This window comes from Nocardioides sp. YR527 (assembly GCF_900101045.1).
GTDB lineage: Bacteria > Actinomycetota > Actinomycetes > Propionibacteriales > Nocardioidaceae > Nocardioides.
Genome location: NZ_FNFN01000006.1, coordinates 1 through 18838, shown reverse-complemented (window position 1 = coordinate 18838; position 18838 = coordinate 1). Strand labels below are relative to the sequence as shown.

Annotated in this window: 23 protein-coding genes; 9 read left to right on the top strand and 14 right to left on the bottom strand. The window is 70.4% G+C overall.

Annotated features, from left to right (window positions below; genetic code table 11):
• Nucleotides 1–23 precede the first annotated feature (23 nt).
• Genes recQ through BLT25_RS30225 form a run of 3 tightly spaced genes read left to right on the top strand, consistent with a single transcriptional unit; the run spans nucleotide 24 to nucleotide 2527 of the window.
• The gene (recQ, locus tag BLT25_RS18390) at nucleotides 24–1901 is read left to right on the top strand and encodes a DNA helicase RecQ (protein ID WP_371113346.1); all 1878 of its coding nucleotides are present in this window, start codon (nucleotides 24–26) and stop codon (nucleotides 1899–1901) included.
• 43 nt (nucleotides 1902–1944) lie between these two features.
• On the top strand, nucleotides 1945–2127 hold the full coding sequence (locus BLT25_RS30230; RefSeq protein ID WP_218131411.1) for a hypothetical protein: 183 nt from the start codon (nucleotides 1945–1947) through the stop codon (nucleotides 2125–2127).
• Nucleotides 2128–2149: 22 nt separating this feature from the next.
• Entirely contained in the window at nucleotides 2150–2527 is a 378-nt protein-coding gene (locus tag BLT25_RS30225; RefSeq protein ID WP_218131410.1) for a hypothetical protein, read from the top strand.
• Here BLT25_RS30225 and BLT25_RS18380 read toward each other — a convergent pair.
• On the bottom strand, nucleotides 2511–2705 hold the full coding sequence (locus BLT25_RS18380) for a hypothetical protein (protein ID WP_091048941.1): 195 nt from the start codon (nucleotides 2703–2705) through the stop codon (nucleotides 2511–2513). The two genes, BLT25_RS30225 and BLT25_RS18380, sit on opposite strands and share 17 nt — an antisense overlap.
• A 119-nt stretch (nucleotides 2706–2824) precedes the next feature.
• Here BLT25_RS18380 and BLT25_RS18375 point away from each other — a divergent pair, with 119 nt between their 5' ends.
• On the top strand, nucleotides 2825–3301 hold the full coding sequence (locus tag BLT25_RS18375) for a DinB family protein (protein ID WP_091048939.1): 477 nt from the start codon (nucleotides 2825–2827) through the stop codon (nucleotides 3299–3301).
• Between the two features lie 9 nt (nucleotides 3302–3310).
• Here BLT25_RS18375 and BLT25_RS18370 read toward each other — a convergent pair whose 3' ends face one another.
• A complete protein-coding gene (locus BLT25_RS18370; protein ID WP_091050021.1) occupies nucleotides 3311–4924 on the bottom strand; it encodes an MFS transporter in 1614 nt (537 codons plus the stop codon).
• A gap of 139 nt (nucleotides 4925–5063) precedes the next feature.
• On the opposite strand from BLT25_RS18370, the gene BLT25_RS18365 reads away from it, so the two are divergent.
• The 3 genes from BLT25_RS18365 (at nucleotide 5064) to BLT25_RS18355 (ending at nucleotide 7544) form a co-directional block, all read left to right on the top strand.
• Nucleotides 5064–5702, top strand: coding sequence for a LysE family translocator (locus tag BLT25_RS18365; RefSeq protein WP_091048937.1), 639 nt, complete (start codon nucleotides 5064–5066; stop codon nucleotides 5700–5702).
• A 45-nt stretch (nucleotides 5703–5747) separates the two neighbouring features.
• Nucleotides 5748–6725 (top strand): DUF5829 family protein, encoded by a 978-nt coding sequence (locus BLT25_RS18360; RefSeq protein ID WP_091048935.1) that lies wholly within the window; start codon nucleotides 5748–5750, stop codon nucleotides 6723–6725.
• A gap of 66 nt (nucleotides 6726–6791) precedes the next feature.
• Nucleotides 6792–7544 (top strand): CPBP family intramembrane glutamic endopeptidase, encoded by a 753-nt coding sequence (locus tag BLT25_RS18355; protein ID WP_218131408.1) that lies wholly within the window; start codon nucleotides 6792–6794, stop codon nucleotides 7542–7544.
• On the opposite strand, the gene BLT25_RS18350 is transcribed toward BLT25_RS18355, so the two are convergent.
• From BLT25_RS18350 to BLT25_RS18320, 7 genes are all read right to left on the bottom strand, one after another.
• Nucleotides 7541–8407 carry a carbohydrate kinase family protein gene (locus BLT25_RS18350; RefSeq protein WP_091048932.1) on the bottom strand — a complete coding sequence of 289 codons (867 nt, stop codon included), beginning with the start codon at nucleotides 8405–8407 and terminating at the stop codon, nucleotides 7541–7543. The genes BLT25_RS18355 and BLT25_RS18350 overlap by 4 nt on opposite strands.
• Nucleotides 8408–8431: 24 nt before the next feature.
• Entirely contained in the window at nucleotides 8432–9619 is a 1188-nt protein-coding gene (locus tag BLT25_RS18345; RefSeq protein ID WP_091048928.1) for a DNA glycosylase AlkZ-like family protein, read from the bottom strand.
• A gap of 36 nt (nucleotides 9620–9655) precedes the next feature.
• A complete protein-coding gene (locus tag BLT25_RS18340; RefSeq protein ID WP_091048926.1) occupies nucleotides 9656–10849 on the bottom strand; it encodes a M20 metallopeptidase family protein in 1194 nt (397 codons plus the stop codon).
• A gap of 3 nt (nucleotides 10850–10852) precedes the next feature.
• Nucleotides 10853–12313: an MFS transporter gene (locus tag BLT25_RS18335; RefSeq protein ID WP_091048924.1), complete on the bottom strand. Its 1461-nt coding sequence runs from the start codon at nucleotides 12311–12313 to the stop codon at nucleotides 10853–10855.
• A complete protein-coding gene (locus tag BLT25_RS18330) occupies nucleotides 12310–12912 on the bottom strand; it encodes a TetR/AcrR family transcriptional regulator (protein ID WP_091048921.1) in 603 nt (200 codons plus the stop codon). The genes BLT25_RS18335 and BLT25_RS18330 overlap by 4 nt, the downstream gene beginning before the upstream one ends.
• Nucleotides 12913–12978: 66 nt before the next feature.
• Entirely contained in the window at nucleotides 12979–13395 is a 417-nt protein-coding gene (locus tag BLT25_RS18325; protein WP_091048920.1) for a YkvA family protein, read from the bottom strand.
• An 81-nt stretch (nucleotides 13396–13476) separates the two neighbouring features.
• Nucleotides 13477–14241, bottom strand: coding sequence for an SDR family NAD(P)-dependent oxidoreductase (locus BLT25_RS18320; RefSeq protein WP_091048917.1), 765 nt, complete (start codon nucleotides 14239–14241; stop codon nucleotides 13477–13479).
• A 115-nt stretch (nucleotides 14242–14356) separates the two neighbouring features.
• On the opposite strand from BLT25_RS18320, the gene BLT25_RS18315 reads away from it, so the two are divergent.
• On the top strand, nucleotides 14357–14995 hold the full coding sequence (locus BLT25_RS18315) for a dihydrofolate reductase family protein (protein ID WP_091048914.1): 639 nt from the start codon (nucleotides 14357–14359) through the stop codon (nucleotides 14993–14995).
• Here BLT25_RS18315 and BLT25_RS18310 read toward each other — a convergent pair.
• Together BLT25_RS18310 and BLT25_RS18305 are read right to left on the bottom strand one after the other, a co-directional pair.
• Entirely contained in the window at nucleotides 14970–15656 is a 687-nt protein-coding gene (locus tag BLT25_RS18310; protein WP_091048913.1) for an NUDIX domain-containing protein, read from the bottom strand. The two genes, BLT25_RS18315 and BLT25_RS18310, sit on opposite strands and share 26 nt — an antisense overlap.
• On the bottom strand, nucleotides 15653–16036 hold the full coding sequence (locus tag BLT25_RS18305; RefSeq protein WP_176884033.1) for a TIR domain-containing protein: 384 nt from the start codon (nucleotides 16034–16036) through the stop codon (nucleotides 15653–15655). Before BLT25_RS18305 ends, BLT25_RS18310 begins: the two co-directional genes overlap by 4 nt.
• Before the next feature lie 41 nt (nucleotides 16037–16077).
• Here BLT25_RS18305 and BLT25_RS18300 point away from each other — a divergent pair, with 41 nt between their 5' ends.
• The gene (locus BLT25_RS18300) at nucleotides 16078–16848 is read left to right on the top strand and encodes a DeoR/GlpR family DNA-binding transcription regulator (RefSeq protein WP_371113345.1); all 771 of its coding nucleotides are present in this window, start codon (nucleotides 16078–16080) and stop codon (nucleotides 16846–16848) included.
• Here BLT25_RS18300 and BLT25_RS18295 read toward each other — a convergent pair.
• The 3 genes from BLT25_RS18295 to BLT25_RS18285 form a co-directional block, all read right to left on the bottom strand.
• Nucleotides 16807–17361 (bottom strand): AAA family ATPase, encoded by a 555-nt coding sequence (locus tag BLT25_RS18295; RefSeq protein ID WP_218131407.1) that lies wholly within the window; start codon nucleotides 17359–17361, stop codon nucleotides 16807–16809. The genes BLT25_RS18300 and BLT25_RS18295 overlap by 42 nt on opposite strands.
• Complete coding sequence (locus tag BLT25_RS18290; RefSeq protein ID WP_091048903.1) at nucleotides 17361–17759, bottom strand: GNAT family N-acetyltransferase; 399 nt, start codon at nucleotides 17757–17759, stop codon at nucleotides 17361–17363. Before BLT25_RS18290 ends, BLT25_RS18295 begins: the two co-directional genes overlap by 1 nt.
• A gap of 53 nt (nucleotides 17760–17812) precedes the next feature.
• Nucleotides 17813–18838, bottom strand: a 1026-nt coding sequence (locus BLT25_RS18285) for an HNH endonuclease signature motif containing protein (protein ID WP_091048900.1), incomplete at its 5' end; no start/stop codon positions are given.

The window sequence follows — 18838 nt, the reverse complement described above, 5'->3', positions numbered from 1 at the left end:
GATTGTGAAGCCGAGAGTGACCTATGGACCACTCTCAGCTTCACAACTCCGGATCGTCGGTGGCGGCCGATAGGGTCACACCCGTGAGTGAGACGACCCCGGAGCTGGATGTACTGCGCCGCGTCTTCGGCTACGACGAGTTCCGCGGCGAGCAGGCGGAGATCATCGCGCACGTCGCCGGCGGCGGCGATGCGCTGGTCCTGATGCCGACCGGCGGCGGGAAGTCGCTGTGCTACCAGATCCCGTCCCTGGTGAGAGCCGGGACCGGGGTGGTCGTCTCGCCGCTGATCGCGCTGATGCAGGACCAGGTCGACGCGCTCTCCGCGCTCGGCGTGCGCGCGGGCTTCCTCAACTCCACCCAGATGCCCCACGAGCGGCAGCAGGTGGAGAAGGCGCTGCTCGCCGGTGAGCTCGACATGCTCTACCTGGCTCCGGAGCGGCTGCGGGTGCCCGAGACCGGCCGGCTGCTCGACCAGGCCAAGATCTCGCTCTTCGCGATCGACGAGGCCCACTGTGTCTCCCAGTGGGGTCACGACTTCCGGCCCGACTACCTGCAGCTCTCCCACCTGCACGAGCGCTGGCCGGAGGTGCCGCGGATCGCGCTGACCGCGACCGCTACCGCCGAGACCCGGCGCGAGATCGCCTCCCGGCTCGACCTCGAGGACGCCCGCCACTTCGTGGCCTCCTTCGACCGGCCCAACATCCAGTACCGGATCGCCCCGAAGGACAAACCGGCCAAGCAGCTCCTCGACCTGATCCGCACCGAGCACCCCGGCGAGGCCGGCATCGTCTACTGCCTCTCCCGCAACTCGGTCGAGCGCACCGCCGCGACCCTGGTCGGCGCCGGGATCGACGCGCTCCCCTATCACGCGGGTCTGGACGCCAGGACCCGTGCGCAGAACCAGTCCCGCTTCCTGCGCGAGGACGGCATCGTCATGGTCGCCACGATCGCCTTCGGGATGGGGATCGACAAGCCGGACGTACGCTTCGTGGCCCATCTCGACCTGCCCAAGTCGGTCGAGGGCTACTACCAGGAGACCGGCCGCGCCGGGCGTGACGGCCAGCCGTCGACCGCGTGGCTGGCCTACGGCCTGGCCGACGTCGTCCAGCAGCGGCAGATGATCGAGACCTCCGAGGGCGACCGGGCCCACAAGCACCGGCTCGGCCAACACCTCAACGCGATGCTGGCGCTCTGCGAGACCGTCGACTGCCGGCGGGTGCAGCTGCTGCGCTACTTCGGCCAGACCGCCGAGCCGTGCGGCAACTGCGACACCTGCCTGGCCACGCCGGAGTCCTGGGACGGCACCGTTCCCGCCCAGAAGGTGCTCTCCACCGTCATCCGGCTCGACCGCGAGCGCAACGGGCAGCGCTTCGGGGCCGGGCAGATCGTCGACATCCTGCGGGGCAAGGAGACCGAGAAGGTCCGCCAGTTCCGCCACCACGAGCTCTCGGTCTTCGGGATCGGCACCGACATCGCCGAGAGCGACTGGCACTCCGTCATCCGGCAGCTGCTGGCCCGCGAGATGCTCGCCGTCGACACCCGCTACGGCGTCTTCTCGGTCGCCGACGCCGCCGGGCCGGTGCTGCGCTCTGAGCAGCAGCTGATGCTCCGCAAGGAGCCGCCGCGACAGGCTCGCCGCAGTGGCTCCGGGGAGCGGAAGCCGAAGGTGGCCGCCGCGGATCTCTCGCCGGAGGCCAGCGAGGTCTTCGAGCGGCTGCGGGCGTGGCGCGGCGAGGTCGCCAAGGAGCAGGGCGTGCCTGCCTACGTCGTCTTCCACGACGCCACGCTCCGCGAGATCGCCACCCGGTTGCCGGCAAGCCGCGACGAGCTCGGAACGATCAGCGGGATCGGCGAGGCGAAGCTGGAGAAGTACGCCGAGGGAGTGCTCGCCGTCCTCTAGGCAGCGAGCTTCTCGGTCCGCACCCTCGGTAGGCTGCGCCGCGATGAGCTCCGAGGTCTGGTACGTCAGCTATGGGTCCAACATGTGCCGCGACCGTCTCGGCGCCTACCTCCTCGGTGGCCGGCCCGACGGCGCGCGCCGGTCGTACGTCGGGGCCCGTACGCCGGTCATGCCGATCGAGGACGTCGCCGTCGACCTCCCCGGGGCGGCTCTACTTCGCGGGTGAGTCGACGACGTGGACCGGAGGGATGGCGTTCTACGACCACGACGCGACCGGGTCGTGGACTGCGGCCCGGGCCTTCCGGATGACCGCCGAACAGTTCGCCGACGTCGCCGCCCAGGAGATGGACCGGCTGCCCAGCCCGGGCGACCCGATCGAGAAGGTCGTCATCGACGGGCTCGAGGCGGGCCGCCACGAGGCAGGCCCGGGGCACTACGAGACCCTGATCGAGGTCGGGCGCCGCGACGGTCTGCCGATGCTCACCTTCACCGCGCCGCACGGCTTCGACGCGGTCCCGCACACCCGTCCCTCGGCCGCGTACGTCTCGATGCTCGTTCGCGGGCTCCACGAGGCGCGCGGCTGGGATCGGCGGCGGGCCGACGCGTACGTCAGGGAGCGCTGCTGAGCGCCTCGTGCAGCAGGCCCACGGCCTTGGGCCCGACGCCGTGGAGCCTCAGCAGCGCGTCCAGGTCGTCCGGCAGGTCCGGCAGTGTGCGATAGCCCGCAGCGAGCAGGGCACCGGTCGCGGGCCGTCCGATCTTCACGCCATCGAAGACCGGCCCCGCGTCGTTCGTCGTCGACATGGCGGACAGGCTACGGCCCAGGCACCGTGCACCGGCGGACATCCGATGAGGCCGTGTCTCCCAAAGACACGGCGGCCGCAGCGGGCGTGGATTTGGGAGACACGGCCTAACCTGCCCGCATGAAGATCGGACAGGCGGACGAGCGCGGGCTTCTCGAAGGAATGGTCGACATCCAGCGCGACGAGATCACCGGCATCCTCGAGGACGTCGACGAGGAGGAGGCGCGGCTGAGGCTGGTCCCGTCGCTGACCACGCCGTTGGCGCTGGTCAAGCATGCGACCTTCGTGGAGAAGGTGTGGTTCCACGCCCGGGTCGCCGGTGTGCCGCGCAAGGAGATCGGGCTGCCCGACACCGTCGAGGAGAGCTTCCTGCTGTACCCCGAGGACACGGTCGAGTCCGTCCGTGCGGCCCACCGCGCGGCCTGCGAGCGTTCCCGCGAGGTGGCCGCCGGACATGAGCTCGACGAGCAGTTCGACTGGCACGGGAATCGGGTGAGCCTGCGGTTCGTCTACGTCCACATGATCCAGGAGCTCGCCCGCCACGCCGGGCACGGCGACATCCTCGTCGAGCAGATCCGGGCTGCCCGCGTCGGCTAGCCGCGAGCCCTAGCCCGGCTCGGCACCGGGTTGCCTGATGGGCACGCGGCGGGCGAAGAACAGGGCGACGAGAGAGATCAGCGCGAGGACCGACAGGGCGGCCCGCAGCCCGTCGAGGCGGGAAGCCGTGTTCTCCTCGATGATCGCGGCCGACGTACTCTCGGGCACGCCGGCGTCGGCCAAGGCGTCCTCCAGCGCGTCGTCAGGGACGAAGGGGATTCCTCCGGCGAGCTCGACCGCAGCCGTCGAGGAGAGGCTGTCGGGGACGTCGGGGTTGTTCTGGATCCCGGTCAGGAACGATGAGGTCAGGGCAGAGATCAGCACGGCGCCCGCAAGGGCCGTGCCGATCGACGCGCCCAGGTTGGTGACCGTGTTCTGCAACCCGCCGACTTCCGGGCTCTGCTCGTCGGGGACCGCTGAGACGGTGACACTGCCCAGCTGCGAGGCCAGCGCGCCCACGCCGAGTCCGGCCAGCAACATCGGCCAGGTGACGACTTCGGGCCCTACGCCCACCTCGAGCGAGACCAGCAGAGAGACATTGCCGGCGAAGAGGGCGGCGAACCCGACCCTGACCACCCTGCGGGGCGAGGCATTCGGAAAGAGCTTCGGGATGCCGACCGCGGCGAGCAGCAGGGTGAGCGACAGCGGAAGGATGCGCACCCCGGTCTCGACCGCGGACAGTCCGAGGGCCACCGACAGGAACAGCGGCACCGAGAAGAACAGGCCGGCCTGCAGGAGATACTGGAAGAAGAAGGACGTCAGGCCGCCACGTAGCACTCCGTTGTCGAGGATCGCCGGGTCGATCAGCGCCGGCATCCCCTCCCGTTGGCGCCGTCGCTCCCATCCCAGGAACGCCCGCAGCACGAGTCCACCGGCGATCACGAGCCAGAGGACAGGTGAGACGCCGAGCCATGACGGCGCCCCCTCCTTCGGAATCAGGAAGCCCCAGGCCCCCGCGCGCAGGATCCCGAACACGACCAGGCCGAGCCCGAGCGCCGACATCGCGGTGCCCACCAGGTCCAGGCGTGCGCTCGGATCAGCCGGCGCGTCCGTCATCCTCCTGGTGAGGAGCAGGATGCCCAACACGATCAGGACCTCTCCGGCGAACACCCACCGCCATGAGGCGTACGTGGTGAGCAATCCGCCGATCAGCGGCCCGGCGGCCACTGCGATCGCGCCCGCTGCCGCCACCAGTCCATAGGCGCGAGGTCGTTCGGCCCGAGCGAAGTTCGTGGCCACGAGCGAGACGATCGCCGGCATGATCAGCGCGGCGCCGACACCCTCCAGGAACGACCATCCGATGAGGAGCACGGTCAGGTTGGGGGCCAGTGCCGTCGTCATCGAGCCGACACCGTAGATGACGCAGCCGATCGCGAAGGCCCGCTTCGTGCTCAGCAGCTGGCCCACCTTTCCGCCTGTGATCATGAGGCTGGCCATCACCAGCGTGTACATGGTGATGGCCGTCTGGATCCCCGTGACCGTCGTGTCGAGATCCTCGGCCACCGTTGCGATGGAGACGTTCATGACCGAGCTGTCCAGGGTCATCAGGAACTGCGCCGAGGCGAGCGTGAACAGAACGGCGCCTGATCCGGCGGTCACCGCTGCCCCCGTCACGTTGCTCATGACAGCCATTGGAGACGACCTGCGGGGCTTGCGAATCACCCACAGCGCGTGATCCCGACCGGGACCGTGCGCCCGAACCTCGTCTCACCCGCCAGAAATGGTTCGTACCTGTGGCCTGCCGTGCCGGAGAATCAGACTCGTGCCGTCCCTGAGCCAGTTCGCCGCCTTCGCGCTCGCGTCCGTCATCTTCATCCTGATCCCCGGACCGAGCGTGCTCTTCGCCCTCGGCCGAGCCCTGACCGCGGGCCGCCGCGAGGCGGTGCTCGCCGTCGGCGGCAATGCACTGGGCCAGTTCGGCCAGGTCCTGGCGGTGGCCGTCGGGCTCGGCGCGCTGGTGGCGGCCTCGGCGACCGCCTTCACCGTCGTGAAGCTGATCGGCGCTGCGTACGTCGTCTACCTGGGCATCCAGGCGATCCGCCACCGTGCCGACGCGCGGGCCGCACTCGACGGCGAGGACGTCGCGCGGACGACCGCGTGGGGCGCGATCCGCACCGGGATGATCGTCGGCGCAACCAACCCGAAGACGATCGTCTTCCACCTGGCGTTCCTGCCCCAGTTCATCGACACCTCCGCCCCGGCGGTGCCCCAGATCCTGCTGCTCGGGGCGATCTTCTCGGCGATGGCCTTCGCCTGTGACTCGGGCTGGGTCCTGGCCGCCAGCCGCGCCAAGGCCTGGTTCGCCCGCAAGCCCAAGCGCCTCGACGGCCTCGGCGCGGGCGGCGGCGTCATCATGATCGGCCTCGGCGCGACCATGGCCACCGTCTCCCACGGCGCCTGACGAATTTCGAAGACAGGAGCGCCGCGGTCGCAGAGACTGGGACCCATGCGGACTCCACTCTCGGGCCTCGTCGCGGCCGCGATCGCCTCACTTGCCATCACCTCGGGGGCCTTGGCGACTCCCGCCCACGCCGAGGAGGAGGCGCGGCCTGACCCGCTCCTGGCCTTCAACCACGCCTGGGCGATGGTCGACCGGGAGACGGCTGACGCGATCGAGCACTCCGAGTACCTGGGCGAGTTCGCCGACCGACGGATCAACACCGGCAACGACGGGACCTCCACCTGGACGGGGCGCTACCTGCTCGGCAAGGAGACCTATCTGGAGTTCTTCGGGCCGGGCGACGCCCCCGACGCGGTCGCCGGGGACACCGGGCTTGCGGTCTCGGCCGACAACGACGGCGACCTGGCCGTCGCGACCGACAACCTGCGCAAGCTCGTCGTCGACCCGGTCGAGTTCACCCAGGTGACCGACCTCGGCGACGGCAACCCGATCCCCTGGTTCGACGTCACCTACACGACGGCCACCTACGACACCTTCTTCTCCTGGGCGATGGAGTATCGCGACGAGTTCCTCAACGACCCGCGGCTCACCTTCCCGCCGCCCGCCTACGAGGGCGACGTCAGCCGCGACCGCTACAACCGCGACCGCTACCTCGACCACCAGATGCGCGACGTCATCGGCATCCAGATCGCCACGACCGCGGAGGACATCGACAAGATGGTGCCCCTGTGGCGCGCCGCCGGGATCACGATCCGCACCCTGAAGGACGGCGGCATCCTCGCCTTCGACGGCATGACCACGATCCGCCTGCTCCCGGTCCCGGCAGAGGAGGCAGGCGTACGCCACATCATCCTCGCCCTCAACGAGGCAGCCGAGGAGCCCCACACCGAGACGATCGGCAACTCGACGCTGCACGTCGGCCCGGGGGCGTACGCGCTGTGGACCTTCGACCCGATCGAGCCCGAAGCGACCGCCCGGTCCCAGGGAAAGGGCAAGCCGCTCCACCCGGCCTTCGGGGGCTGAGCCCGGCGGTCGGCGTCGCGACCGAAATACGTTGCCCGCGACGCCGGCCTTTGCCAATCTCGACCCGTGACGACGACCACGCAGGCCACCCGAACCACGACGTCCGCACGTGTTGCCCTCGCCCTGGTCGTCTGGCTGGCGGGATCGATGGTCGCCGCGATCGCGCTGCTCGCACTCCAGCCGAGGACCGGTCCGGACCTCGAGGTGCTCTCGCTGGTGATGCTGGCGCCGGCGATCGGTGCGGCGGTCGCCTGGCCGCTGATCCGCGGCCGTGAGCCCTGGGCGACCCGCCCGGTCTCATCCCCCGTCCTGGCCAGGTCGATCGTGCTGGCCCTGGCGGTGGTCGCCGCGTACTTCGTGGTGATCTCCGTGGCCTGTGGGAGCGCGCCGACCGTGCCGGCGCAGGTCGGCGGGGTCCCGGTCGTGCTCTTCGTGCTCCTGCAGGCGCTCGGCGCGCTCACCGAGGAGATCGGGTTCCGCGGGGTGCTGCTCCACGGCCTGCAGAGCTGGCTGCCCCGACCCCTGGCGGCGGTGGTCACCGGCGTGCTGTTCGGCCTGTGGCACGTCCAGTACTACGCCCTGCCGCCGCTCCAGCTCGCCGCGTTCATGGTCGGCACGACCGCGCTGACGCTCACCATGGCGTACGTCATGACCGGCTCGTTCTGGCAGCGGATGGCCTCCTGCACGCTCATCCACCTCGGCGCCAATCTCGCCCTGGCGTTCGTCGGTGACGACGCGGTCCCGATGACCACGTTCGCGGCCGCGATCGTGGTGGGCGGCCTGGTCGCAGCGCTCCTCGCGTACGTCCGTCGCCCTTAGGACAGGCCGCCCTCGCCGAGCGCCGGGTGGAGGTGCTCGGTCTCGATCGCGATGCGCGCCTGTTCGGCGGCGGCCCGCAGGGCGACGTCGACCGGGGCGGCGCGCAGCCACGCCGCCAGGAAGCCCGCCATGAACGCGTCGCCGGCGCCGTTCGTGTCGACGACGGCGGCCGGAACCGCGGCGACCTCATGCCGGGTCCCGTCCGCCTCGAGTGCGATCGCGCCCTTCGCACCGAGGGTGCAGACCGCGAGACGCGGGCCGCGATCGAGGCAGGAGGCCATCAGCTTCCAGGGGTCGTCGGTGCCGTCGTCGTTCATGAACACGCCTGCGGCGGCACGTAGGAAGGGCTCGTGGAACCCGGTCGCCCCGTCGTAGTCGTGCAGGTCCATCCACAGCGGCGGGCGCTGCTCCGGCAGCCCTTCGAGCACCAGCCGGCCGAGCTCGCTCAGGTCGATCACCGCGAGGTCCGCCGCGGCCACGGCTGACCGGGCGGCCTCGACCGCGTCGGCGGACGGGGCCGAGGGAGTCGAGACGTACAACGAGACCCGGCCCCCGCCCTCGGCCATCAGGTTGACGTGTCGCTCGGTCTGCTCGCTGGTGATCGCCTCCACGACCACGCCTGCCTCGCCGAGCCGCTTCCGCAGCAGCGCGCCGTCCTCGTCGTCGCCGACGGGCGCCCACAGACGTACGTCGACACCGAGCCCGGCCAGATGCAGCGCCTTCCCCGCCGACGTGCCGCCGATCGTGTGCCACGAGCGGCGCGCGAACTGCATGTGCGGCACCGGCTCGGGCAGCCGGTCGAGCTCGATCAGGTGGTTCCAGGACGCGGGGCCGCAGACGATGACGCGGGGAGCAGACGACATTGCCCTATTCCAGCACCATCGCGGTCAGTAGGTGATGACGTCGACCGAGACGGACGACGCATCCCGCAGCGGCGCCATGCGCTCCGCCTCTGTGGTCAGGGCCTCCTGATGACGTCGGCCCAGTGCCTCGAACGCCTTGAGCTCGACTCGCAGCCTCCGCCCGCTCTTGCGTGCGCGCCAGGTGCCGACGATCTCGCCGTCGGCGAGCATCGTTCCGGGGTCGCCGACGGTCCTCCAGACGTCCCGGTGATGGACCTTGTCCACGATGGTGTCTCGGTCGCGCAGCTGGGTGTAGGCATCCCGGGGCGGAAGAAGCCGCACGCCCGTGGGCATCCTCGCCGCTCGGAGTGCGTCGAGGTCGGCGGCGAGGGCCCAGGTCGTGCCCCCGAAGTCCGTCTCGACCAGCTCGTCCTCGAGGCCGCTCCACCACGGGTCGACATCTCCTGTTCGCACACCGAGCCACGTCGCGAAGTCGCTTCGTGTCGACGGGCCGTAGCAGCGCAGGTAGCGCCGAAGCAGCTCACGGCGGCAGGCCTTGGGATCCGCCTCCGCAACGGGGCGTCCGAGCCACTCCTCGGCCAGGACGAACGGAGCCCTGTTCCCGGTGCGCGGCGCGAAGCAGACGGTCCGTTGCAGCGCGAGCAGGCGGACGCAGAAGTGCACCACCGCCTCCCCGATGGGCTGGCCTTCGGCGTAGGGCCCTTCCTCGTTCCAGACCGCTCGCTGCTGGGCCGTCAGCTCGGGCGCGATGCGCACGGCCACCTCGGCTCCGAGCTCGTCGATCGCGAGCTGCCGTCCCGGCAGGACGTCGCGCGTGGCCCCCGTGACCATCTCGACCACCGTCGCGAGACTCAGCCCGAGTCGGTCGACGGCCTGCTCGACACCCAGCACGAAGTGCCGCCGCGCCCCCTCGGTCTCCGGGAGCACCCCGGTCGTGTAGATCTCGGCCTCGGCGGTGGGGACGTAGTACGGGGCGCCCCGCATGCTCCACGTCAGCAGCATGCTCCTGTCCTCCACCGCCCCGGCGACCACATCGGCCGAGACGCCCTCCACACGGGCGTTGAACGCCAGCAGCGCCGAGCCCGGTGGAGTGTTCTGGATGCCGCACTGCCCGGCGGCAGTCAGCAGATCCCGTTCACCGAGCCGGACATCGAGATGGTGCGACGCCAGCCGGAACGCCACCACGTTCGCCCGCTCGATACGCTCGGCCACCGGTCCAGCGTACGGCCCGGGCTCACTGGCCGAGACTCACGGTGACGTGCGGGCGAAGGCGATCGCGGCGAGGGCAGCGGCCTGGTCGCCCAGCAGGGCGTCATCGAAGACCACGCGCGGGGAGTGGTTCCACTCCACGGTGGCGAGATCGGTGTCCGCGGGCGAGGTGAGCAGGCCGATGAAGGTGCCGGGGACCTCGTCGAGGACGAAGGAGAAGTCCTCCGAGCCCATCATCGGCGTCGGCATGATCATCACGCGCTGCTCGCCGAAGACACCGCGGAGCACGTCGACCGTGTCGGCCGTCTCGGCATCGGCGTTGACGGTGACGGGATACATCACCTCGAACCGCACCTCGGCCGTCAGCCCGTGAGCAGAAGCGACCCCCTCGATCACCCGCGGGAGACCCTCCTGAAGGATCGCGAGCGAGGCGGGTGACATGTTGCGTACGGTCGCGGCGAGCTCGACCGTCTCGGGGATGACGTTGATCGCGCCGTCGCCCGTGGACAGGCGCGTCACCGAGAGCACGACCGGGTCGAACGCATCGAAACGCCTGGTCACGAAGCTCTGCAGGGCGAGCACCATCTCGGCGGCCGCGGGCACCGGGTCGAGGGTCTGGTGCGGCTGGGAGCCGTGGCCCCCGCGCCCCTTGACGGTGACGGAGAGGTGGTTCGAGCCGGCCGCCATCGCGCCGGGCCGGGTGGCGAAGAGACCGCGCGGACCGGGGCCGACGTGGATCGCGTACGCAGCGACCGGCCGCTCCCCCGCGACATCGAGCAGGCCCTCCTCGAGCATGACCTGGGCCCCGCCGTGGCCCTCCTCGCCGGGCTGGAACATGAAGATCACCGAGCCGTGCAGCTCGTCCTGACGGGCCGCGAGGAGCTTGGCCGCGCCGACGAGGCCGGCCGTGTGCAGGTCGTGACCGCACGCGTGCATGGCCCCGTTGGTCGAGGCGAAGTCGAGCCCGGTCGCCTCCTCGATGGGCAGCGCGTCCATGTCGCCTCGCAGCAGCACCGCGGGCCCGGGGCGTGCCCCGCGCAGCACCGCCACGACCGAGGTCGTCGCGGTGCCCGTGGTGATCTCGAGCGGCAGGCCCGCCAGGGCGGCGAGCACCTTCTGCTGCGTACGCGGCACGTCGAGGCCCAGCTCCGGGTCGGCGTGGATCGCCCGGCGGAGGGCGACGAGGTCGGGCAGGATGGCTTCGGCGTCGGCGGCGAAGTCGGGGATGGTCATGGATCAGCCTTCCGGAGTGACGGCGGTGGGGGCAGGAGTGACGACAGGGTCGGCGGCGGTCTCGCGCGGCATCCGCATGAAAGCGAGCGCGAGGGCGGAGAGGACGAAGGCGGCGGCGCAGACGCCCCAGACCGAGACGTACCCACCGATCGAGGAGCTCAGCGAGCCCGCTGCGGTGAACGCGGCGAGCACGACGGCGAACACGGCCCCGGCGGCCGATCCGCCGAGCGTGCGCAGCGAGTTGTAGACGCCGGCCGCGATGCCGGTCTGGTCGCTCGGCGCGAGCTCGGCGACCAGGGCGGGAAGGGCTCCGAGGAGCAGCCCCATCCCGACGCCGTTGATCGCGGAGACGAGGAAGATCTGCCACAGCTCGGAGTGGAACGCGATCTGAACGAGGAACCCGCAGGCCGGCAGCACAGCCCCGGCGACCAGGACCGCGCGGATGCCGACGCGGCGGGCGATCGGCGCGAAGACGGCCGCGCCGACCGTGGCCAGGATCGTCACCACGGCGGTGACCGCGGATGCCGTGCCCGCCGTGGCGGCGAACCCGTAGCCGGCCTCGGCCGGGTCGGCGGTCAGAAACGTCGTCGACGGCGACTGCGCACCGAACATGACCATGCCGAAGAGGAACGCGGTGAGGTAGACCGGCCCCATCCGCCCGGACACGACGAGGCGTACGTCGATCGCCGGCGCCTCCGTGCGCAGCTCCCACGCGACCCAGAGCGCGAAGATCACCAGGGCCACGGCGATGGTGCCGATGGTCGCGACGGAGGTGAAACCCTCGCTGGAGGCCAGTCGCAGCCCGAAGAGCAGGACGACCATGGCGAGCCCGATGCCGACGAACCCGAGCACGTCGATCCTGGTCCGGGTGCGGGTCGTGGACTCGGGCACCTTGACGAAGACCGCGTACACGCTGACCAGCACGAACAGCACCGGCACCAGCAGCGTCAGGGTGAGGCTCGGCAGCAGCGCGGAGAAGACGCCGGCCGAGATCGTGCCGAGGATCGCGCCGCCGGTGAGACATGAGACGAGCAGGCCGATCGAGGTGCGCGCGGTGTCGCCCTTGATCCGGTTGTGGACCAGCGCGATCTCCAACGGCAGCCAGACGGCGAGCGGCCCGACGAGGATGCGCGCGGCCAGCACGAGCGGATAGCTGGGCAGGAACGCCGTGACGACCGTGCCGATGAGCACGGAGACGACGCCGATGCGCAGCATCCGGCGATGCCCGAAGATGTCGCCGAGCTTCGAGAGCAGAGGTACGCAGACGGCAGCGGCGAGCGTCTGCACGGTGAGGAACCAGGTGATGTCCGAGTCCGAGACCCGAAGGTGGCCGGCGATCTCGCCGAGCAGCGGGGCGTAGAAGCCCTGGACGAAGCCGCTGGCGAGCTCGCAGAAGACGAGGAAGCCGACGATCGCGCGAGCGTTGATCTTCGGCGGGGACTGGGTGGGGGCGTCAATGGTCATGGTTGGCCTGTTTCGTCGGAGCCGTCGAGGCGGCGCGGCGGTCGGGTGACGAGAGCGTCGATGATGTCGACGTAGTGGCGCTCGTCGATGTGGATGCGCTTGACCGACTGCCGATAGAGGGTGAGTCCGGCGATCGTGTCGAGAATGATGTCGTGGTGGACATCGGCAGGGAGCTCACCTCGGGCGATGGCCCGGTCGATGATCTCGATCCCCTGCTCGCGGCGGTGCTTGAAGAACCCCTCCCACAGGGCGGGGAAGACATCGGGCTCGAACATCGCCCGCATGCCGTGCACCCGTTCGGGAGAGAGCTCCTGGTTGCGCTGGTTCTGACGAGCGTGCTCGAGAAGGTCGGCGCGTACGTCGCCACTGTCAGGTGTCGCCCCGAGCTCCACCCGTGACCGAAGCACAGCTGCGACCAACGCGCCCTTGTCGGCATGGCGCCGGTAGATCGCGGCCTTGCCGCAACCGACGGCCTTGGCGACCTTCTCCACGCTCAGACCGGCGTATCCCTTCTCGCCGAGCAGACGTCCCGCCGCCTCCAGGATGCGACGCGTGAGGTCCTCATCCGTGGGCCGGCCGAGCTTCTCGTCAGATGCCATGCCCAAAACAATACGATACGACCTGTTTCGTATGTGTAAAAAGCGTCGAGGCCGACGCCGACTGGGCTACTTCCGATCGAGCCCCGCGATCAGCACCAGCGCGGCGAACCCGTCCTCAGTGCCCGGCCACTGGGCTCGAACCGCGTCGATCCCGGCTCGGCGGACGACGCCGCGCAGGACGGCGGCGACGATGATCGCGTCGTCGGCGTAGCCCAGCACCGGGATGAAGTCGGGCACCAGATCGATCGGCAGCGCGAGATAGACCATCAGCAGCCCGAGCCTGATCCGTACGCCGCGGGGCATCGAGCTGTCAGCCGCGAGCCGGCGCAGCAGCCGCACCACGTCGGGCAGGATCCGCAGCGCCTCGCGTAGCAGGTCGCCCCGCGGACGGACGACCAGCAGCGCGACGACGAGGCAGAGCCAGGTGAGCAGCAGCGCCGCCGCAACACCGATGGCCAGGTCCCACCAGAACGAACCGGTCATTCTCACCCTCCGAGCGCCGCCGCGCTCCGTGGTGGCGCCGCACACCTGAATTCCATCACGGCGCCACACCGGGCCGGACGGTCAGGCCGCGACGACCGCCACGCCCGTACGTCCGCCGTCGACGTCCAGCACGGTGCCGTGGACGAACTCGGCCTCATCGGAGGCCAGGTACGCAACGGCCGCGGCGATCGCGTCCGGACCGCCCGAGCCACCCGCCGGCGTGCCGGCCATGAAGCCTTCGGCAGGGCTGGGGCCGCCCAGCGCCGGGTCGCGGATGACGCCGGGCGAGACCGCGTTGACCCTGATCCCGCTGTCGGCGAACTCGGCGGACCAGGCGCGCGCGAGGGTCTCCATGGCTGCCTTCGTCGAGGCGTACAGGGCTCCGAGGGGGAGGCTCAGCCGCGCGACCCAGCTTCCGAGATTGACGATGACACCTCCCCCGGCCGCCTGCATCTGCGGCGCGAGCGCCTGGGTCAGGAAGAACGGCGCCTTCACGTTGACGCCGTACACCTGGTCGAACATGATGCCGTCGGCCGTGAGGGTGGTGGCCGCCGGGAAGATCCCGGCGTTGTTGACGAGGATGTCGAGCCGGCCGCCGAGCGCGGACAGGGCCTGGTCGGCGAGCGCCAGGCTCGCCTCGGGGCTGCCGTCGAGGTCCGCGGCGACGAAGTCGGCGCGGCCGCCGGCCGCACGGATCGCCTCGACGACCGCCGCTCCACGCTGTTCGTTGCGGCCCGACACGATCACGTGCGCGCCCTCGGCGGCGAGACGCTGAGCGATCGAGCGCCCGATGTTGCTTGTCGAGCCGGTGACGAGAGCCGTCTTTCCAGAGAATCTGTGTGTCATGTCGGCGACGGTAGAGAGGGCAAATTGGACTCACAAGTCCAATTTTTCGATTGAGCAGTACGCTCGACCAGACGACGAGCGGACCTCGACGCCGTCATGGTTCACGGAGGAACCGATGCCACTCACCAGAGTCCACAATCTCTCGATCTCGCTCGACGGCTTCGCGACCGGGGAGCCACAGTCGGCCGAGGCGCCGTTCGGGCACGCCGGCGAGCGTCTGCACGAGTGGATGTTCGCCACCCGCTACTGGGACGCCTCCGGGGCCGCGGGCGCGGACGACGCCTTCGCCCAGCGACACAGCCAGGGCATCGGCGCCGAGATCATGGGCGCGAACAAGTTCGGCCCTCCGGGCTGGCAGGACGACCCCGAATGGAAGGGCTGGTGGGGTTCCAACCCACCGTTCCACTCACCGACCTTCGTCCTCACCCATCGGCCGCGGTCGCCGCTGGAGATGGAGGGCGGCACCACCTTCCACTTCCTGGACGCACCTCCGGCCGAGGCGCTCGCGGCCGCGCTCGAGGCGGCAGACGGTCAGGACGTACGCATCGGGGGCGGCGCCACCGTGGTGCGCGACTTCGTCGCCGCCGGGCTCGTCGACCTGATGCACCTGGTCCAGGTCCCGATCGTCCTCGGCCGCGGCGTACGCATCTGGGACGGCCTCGAGGGCGCCGAGAACGACTACGACATCGAGGCCGTCTCGACACCGAGCGGCGTCACCCACCTGACCTTCACCCGCAAGCCTGCCGACTCCTGACGCGGGCGAACGGTCCGTCGAGAGCGGCCCACTGCAGGAGCATGACCGTCTTGCCGTCGATGATGCGGCCGTCCCGGGTCATCGCGAGCGCCTCGGCGAAGTCGAGCTCGAGCACCTCGATGTCCTCGCCCTCCTCGGCGACCCCTCCCCCGTCTCCGACGCGGCTCGCCGGCGTGTAGGCCGCCGCGAAGAAGTGGAGCCGCTCGGTCACCGACCCAGGACTCATGTAGGCGTCGAAGACCTGGTGGACGTCGGCGAGGCTGATGCCGAGCTCCTCGGCGCTCTCCCGGCGGATGGCGGTGGCCGGGTCGTCGGCGTCCAGCAGCCCTGCGGCCGCCTCGATGAGGAGCCCGTCGGGATGACCGTTGACGTAGGCCGGGTATCTGAACTGCCGGGTCAGCAGGATCGTGCCGCGCTCCACGTCATAGGGAAGGAGCACGGCCCCGTTCCCCCGGTCGTACGTCTCGCGCTGCTGCGTCTCCCAGCGCCCGTCGCGTCGGCGGTAGTCGAACGTGGTGCGCCTGAGCACGTGCCACCCCTGCGAGGTCAGCTCGACGTCCCGGACCACGACGTCGGGGTTGCGGGTCAGGTCCCGCCCGGCGCGGTCGAGACCGGTGCGGCCACGATGGTCGGGGACGTCGATCCCTGGACGTCGGCTCACGCGGTCTCTGCCTCGACCGCTGGGATCTCCGCGATGTCGTAGTAGACCGGAAGCCCGCGGCTCTCGGCGATCGCCACATCCTGGTCGGCTCCGGCCGACTCCCCGGGAAGCCGAAGGACGGCGTCACAGCGCTGGAGCAGCCGCTCCGCGGTCGGGTAGAGGACCTCCTCCGCCAGCGGGTCGGTGGGCCCGGCACCGGCCGAGCTCAGCACGGGCAGCGCGACCCATTCACCGATCATCGGAGTGTGGCCGGCGGCGAAGATCGGCCAGGCGGCCGTCTCGAGCCGCTCGAGGTTGGCGGCCATCGCCTCGGGGTCACCGTCGGTGCCGGAGCGATAAGGGCCGGCAATGAGGATGAGCATGGACTTGGTTGTCGTCATGGCGGCAGCGTACATGCAATACTGTGCAGAAACAGAAAGGAATGTGCATGCTCGTCGGGCAACGCCGCGCTCATCTTTTGCGTCTTCTGGATGAAACAGGCAAGATCGTGGCAAAGGACGCAGCCGCGGATCTGGGCATCTCCGAGGACAGCATCCGCCGCGATCTGCGCGATCTGGCCGGTGAAGGTCTGTGCCAGCGCGTCTACGGTGGTGCGCTCCCCGTCTCCCCGGCGGTCGTCGATTACACCACCCGTCGCAGCGTCGAGCCCGGCGGAAAGCGTTCGGTGGCGGCCACGGCTGCGGCCCTCGTACGCCCCGGAAGCACGCTCATCCTGGACGGAGGCACCACCGCCCTCGCCGTCGCGGAGGCGCTTCCCAGCGACCTGGAGTGCACCGTCATCACCAACAGCCCGACCGTCGCCTCGGCCCTCCTGCAGCACCCGAGCGCCGACCTGTTCCTCCTCGGCGGACGGATCTTCAAGCACTCCGCGGTCGCCTGCGGAGCCGCGGCAGTCGAGGCAGCCCAGAACGTCTCCGCCGACCTCTGCCTCATCGGCGTGACCGGCGTCCATCCCGACGCGGGTCTCACCACCGGCGACGCCGAGGACGCCGCGATGAAACGCGCCCTGGCCGCGCGTGCGGCCGAGACGTACGTCCTCGCCTCCTCGGAGAAGATCGGCACCGCCTCCCCCTACCGGGTGCTCCCCTGGGGTCAGGTCACCGGCATCATCACCGACGCCGCCCCGACCGATGACGTCATCAAGCAGCTGTCAGCACTCGACGTCGAGATCCTGCACGCCGGCGTTCTCTAGGAACCGTTCGACGTCCCGCCTCGAGCGAAGCCGCACGAACCGCAGGTGAGAGTGACGCGGATCGGCCATCGCGGCCTCGTAGCGCTTCACCTGCGGAGCATAGGAGTCCCACGCCCAGCGGATCACCGAGTCGCTCGGATCCCAGAGACGAAGACCGCCCCAGCCCTCGCGGTTGCCGTTCCAGAGCTCCTCACGCCCCGCGGCTCTCCGCAACGTACGCAGGGTGACCTGCACCATCACCCGCCACCGCGGCGGATTCACCCACACGACGAGTTCCGCTGGCTCCCACACCAGGGTGCCGACCTTGCTCTGATAGTTCCCGTCGATGACCCAGGCATCACCGCGGGTCGCCTCGCGGACCTGGTCCGCGAACACGTCCGGATCTTCCTCGACCCATCCCGGCCGCCAATGGATCGCGTCGAGCTCGACGTACCGGACCCCAAGAGTCTCCGCCAGCCTCCGAGCGACCGTCGACTTACCCGAACCCGAGGATCCGACCACCGAGACCCGCATCAGAGCGTCTTCCTCATGAACACGCGGCGGTATCCACTCTCGACGACGTACGCCGCGCCGCGGGCCATCGCGCGGGCCTCGACGTGAGCGATCAGCGCTCGCCCGATCCCCCGCTCCTGGTGACCAGGTGCCACCGCGAGGTTCTCCAACAGCACACCGTCGCCCACTGGATGCCTCGTGACCGCGTACCCGGCGACATCGCCATCAACGATCCCCACCCAGACCTCCGCGGACTCGATCGCCTCCTCGTAGTCCGCCCCCATCGGCGCGGGCTCGAGCCCGATCCGCTCGACGTACCTCGCGTACGCCGCCCGCGCGATCTCCCTCAGCCGCGGCGCATCCGCCGGCTCCGCCTGTCTGATGCCCGCAGGGCTCGGCCCGATCGGGGTGGCGCTCATGGTGGCAACCGTACGTCGCAGGCGCTCTTGGCTCGGCCAAGTTAGACCGCGGTCTACGTTCGTCGGGTGAAGCGGACATCGCCGCTGGGCAAGCGCTCGTGGAGGTAGGTGGTGTCGTGGGCGCGGTGGTGGTGATGGGAACAGAGCAGGGCGGCGTTGTCGAGATCAGTCGCCCCGCCTTGGGCCCATTCGATCCAGTGGTGGGCCTCGGCCCAGGTGCCGGGGATGTCGCAGCCCTCGGCCTCACAGGTCGCTGACCTGAGCAGCAGGGCTCGGCGTTGGGCGGCGGTGAAGAAGCGTTCCTTACGCCCCAGGTCGAGGACCTCGGAGTCGCTGCCGAGGACGGCGGGGAGGATGCCTGCGGTGCAGACCAGACGCCTGGCTTCGGCGGCGATGATCGGGCTGCCGCCAACGATCTGGGCGATGCCGGCCTCTTGGCGGAGCTGATCCAGGTCGATGGTCACGATCACCGTGGTCGCATCGCCGCCGTGGATCGGCAGGCGGGCCGGGTCGAGGGTTTCGAGCAGCTGGCACAGCGCGCGTCCCAGGCGGCGGTCGTAGGGCAGGTACTCGCCGGTCTCGGTGCGGGTCCCGTCATCGCGCCGCGGTGAGGCGAACGCTTCCAGGTTGGTCGCCAGCCGGTCGGCGGCCGCATCCGGGACCACCGCCGCGATCCGGGTGGTGCCGTCCCCCAGCCGCCGCATGCTCAGGCGGGTCTTGTTGTGGGCGTGGGCTTCCTCGGCCGCCAGCCGTCGGGCTTCTTCGGCCTCGGCGATCTCGGGGGCGATGACGTCGAGGATCCGGCGTCCGAGGCGGCGGAGCTGGGTGGGGTCGAACCGGGTCGCGTAGGCGACCAGCGCTTCTTCGGCCTTGGTCTTGATCTCCGGGTCGAGGTCGGTCGGCAGGTCGTCGAGAGCGTGCACGATGACGTGGGCCTGGGCCGGGTTGCAGTCCCCGGCCCGCATCGCGGCCGCCACCAGCGCATAGGAGCGGTCGAGCGCTTCGGCGAGCCGGAGGTCGGCACGCAGGGTTTCGGGGCGCTGGTGGGTGTGGTGATGCAACCAGGCCGCGACATCCCG

What these genes read in the sequence shown, in the direction of transcription:
- BLT25_RS18315 (WP_091048914.1), top strand. Translation starts at nt 14,357, where the DNA reads ATGCCACTCACCAGAGTCCACAATCTCTCGATCTCGCTCGACGGCTTC.
- BLT25_RS18370 (WP_091050021.1), bottom strand. Translation starts at nt 4,924, where the DNA reads ATGAGCAACGTGACGGGGGCAGCGGTGACCGCCGGATCAGGCGCCGTT.
- BLT25_RS18350 (WP_091048932.1), bottom strand. Translation starts at nt 8,407, where the DNA reads ATGTCGTCTGCTCCCCGCGTCATCGTCTGCGGCCCCGCGTCCTGGAAC.
- BLT25_RS18330 (WP_091048921.1), bottom strand. Translation starts at nt 12,912, where the DNA reads ATGGCATCTGACGAGAAGCTCGGCCGGCCCACGGATGAGGACCTCACG.
- BLT25_RS18360 (WP_091048935.1), top strand. Translation starts at nt 5,748, where the DNA reads ATGCGGACTCCACTCTCGGGCCTCGTCGCGGCCGCGATCGCCTCACTT.
- BLT25_RS18325 (WP_091048920.1), bottom strand. Translation starts at nt 13,395, where the DNA reads ATGACCGGTTCGTTCTGGTGGGACCTGGCCATCGGTGTTGCGGCGGCG.
- BLT25_RS18320 (WP_091048917.1), bottom strand. Translation starts at nt 14,241, where the DNA reads ATGACACACAGATTCTCTGGAAAGACGGCTCTCGTCACCGGCTCGACA.
- recQ (WP_371113346.1), top strand. Translation starts at nt 24, where the DNA reads ATGGACCACTCTCAGCTTCACAACTCCGGATCGTCGGTGGCGGCCGAT.
- BLT25_RS18295 (WP_218131407.1), bottom strand. Translation starts at nt 17,361, where the DNA reads ATGCGGGTCTCGGTGGTCGGATCCTCGGGTTCGGGTAAGTCGACGGTC.
- BLT25_RS18300 (WP_371113345.1), top strand. Translation starts at nt 16,078, where the DNA reads ATGTGCATGCTCGTCGGGCAACGCCGCGCTCATCTTTTGCGTCTTCTG.
- BLT25_RS18305 (WP_176884033.1), bottom strand. Translation starts at nt 16,036, where the DNA reads ATGACGACAACCAAGTCCATGCTCATCCTCATTGCCGGCCCTTATCGC.
- BLT25_RS18290 (WP_091048903.1), bottom strand. Translation starts at nt 17,759, where the DNA reads ATGAGCGCCACCCCGATCGGGCCGAGCCCTGCGGGCATCAGACAGGCG.
- BLT25_RS30225 (WP_218131410.1), top strand. Translation starts at nt 2,150, where the DNA reads ATGGCGTTCTACGACCACGACGCGACCGGGTCGTGGACTGCGGCCCGG.
- BLT25_RS18340 (WP_091048926.1), bottom strand. Translation starts at nt 10,849, where the DNA reads ATGACCATCCCCGACTTCGCCGCCGACGCCGAAGCCATCCTGCCCGAC.
- BLT25_RS18380 (WP_091048941.1), bottom strand. Translation starts at nt 2,705, where the DNA reads ATGTCGACGACGAACGACGCGGGGCCGGTCTTCGATGGCGTGAAGATC.
- BLT25_RS30230 (WP_218131411.1), top strand. Translation starts at nt 1,945, where the DNA reads ATGAGCTCCGAGGTCTGGTACGTCAGCTATGGGTCCAACATGTGCCGC.
- BLT25_RS18375 (WP_091048939.1), top strand. Translation starts at nt 2,825, where the DNA reads ATGAAGATCGGACAGGCGGACGAGCGCGGGCTTCTCGAAGGAATGGTC.
- BLT25_RS18335 (WP_091048924.1), bottom strand. Translation starts at nt 12,313, where the DNA reads ATGACCATTGACGCCCCCACCCAGTCCCCGCCGAAGATCAACGCTCGC.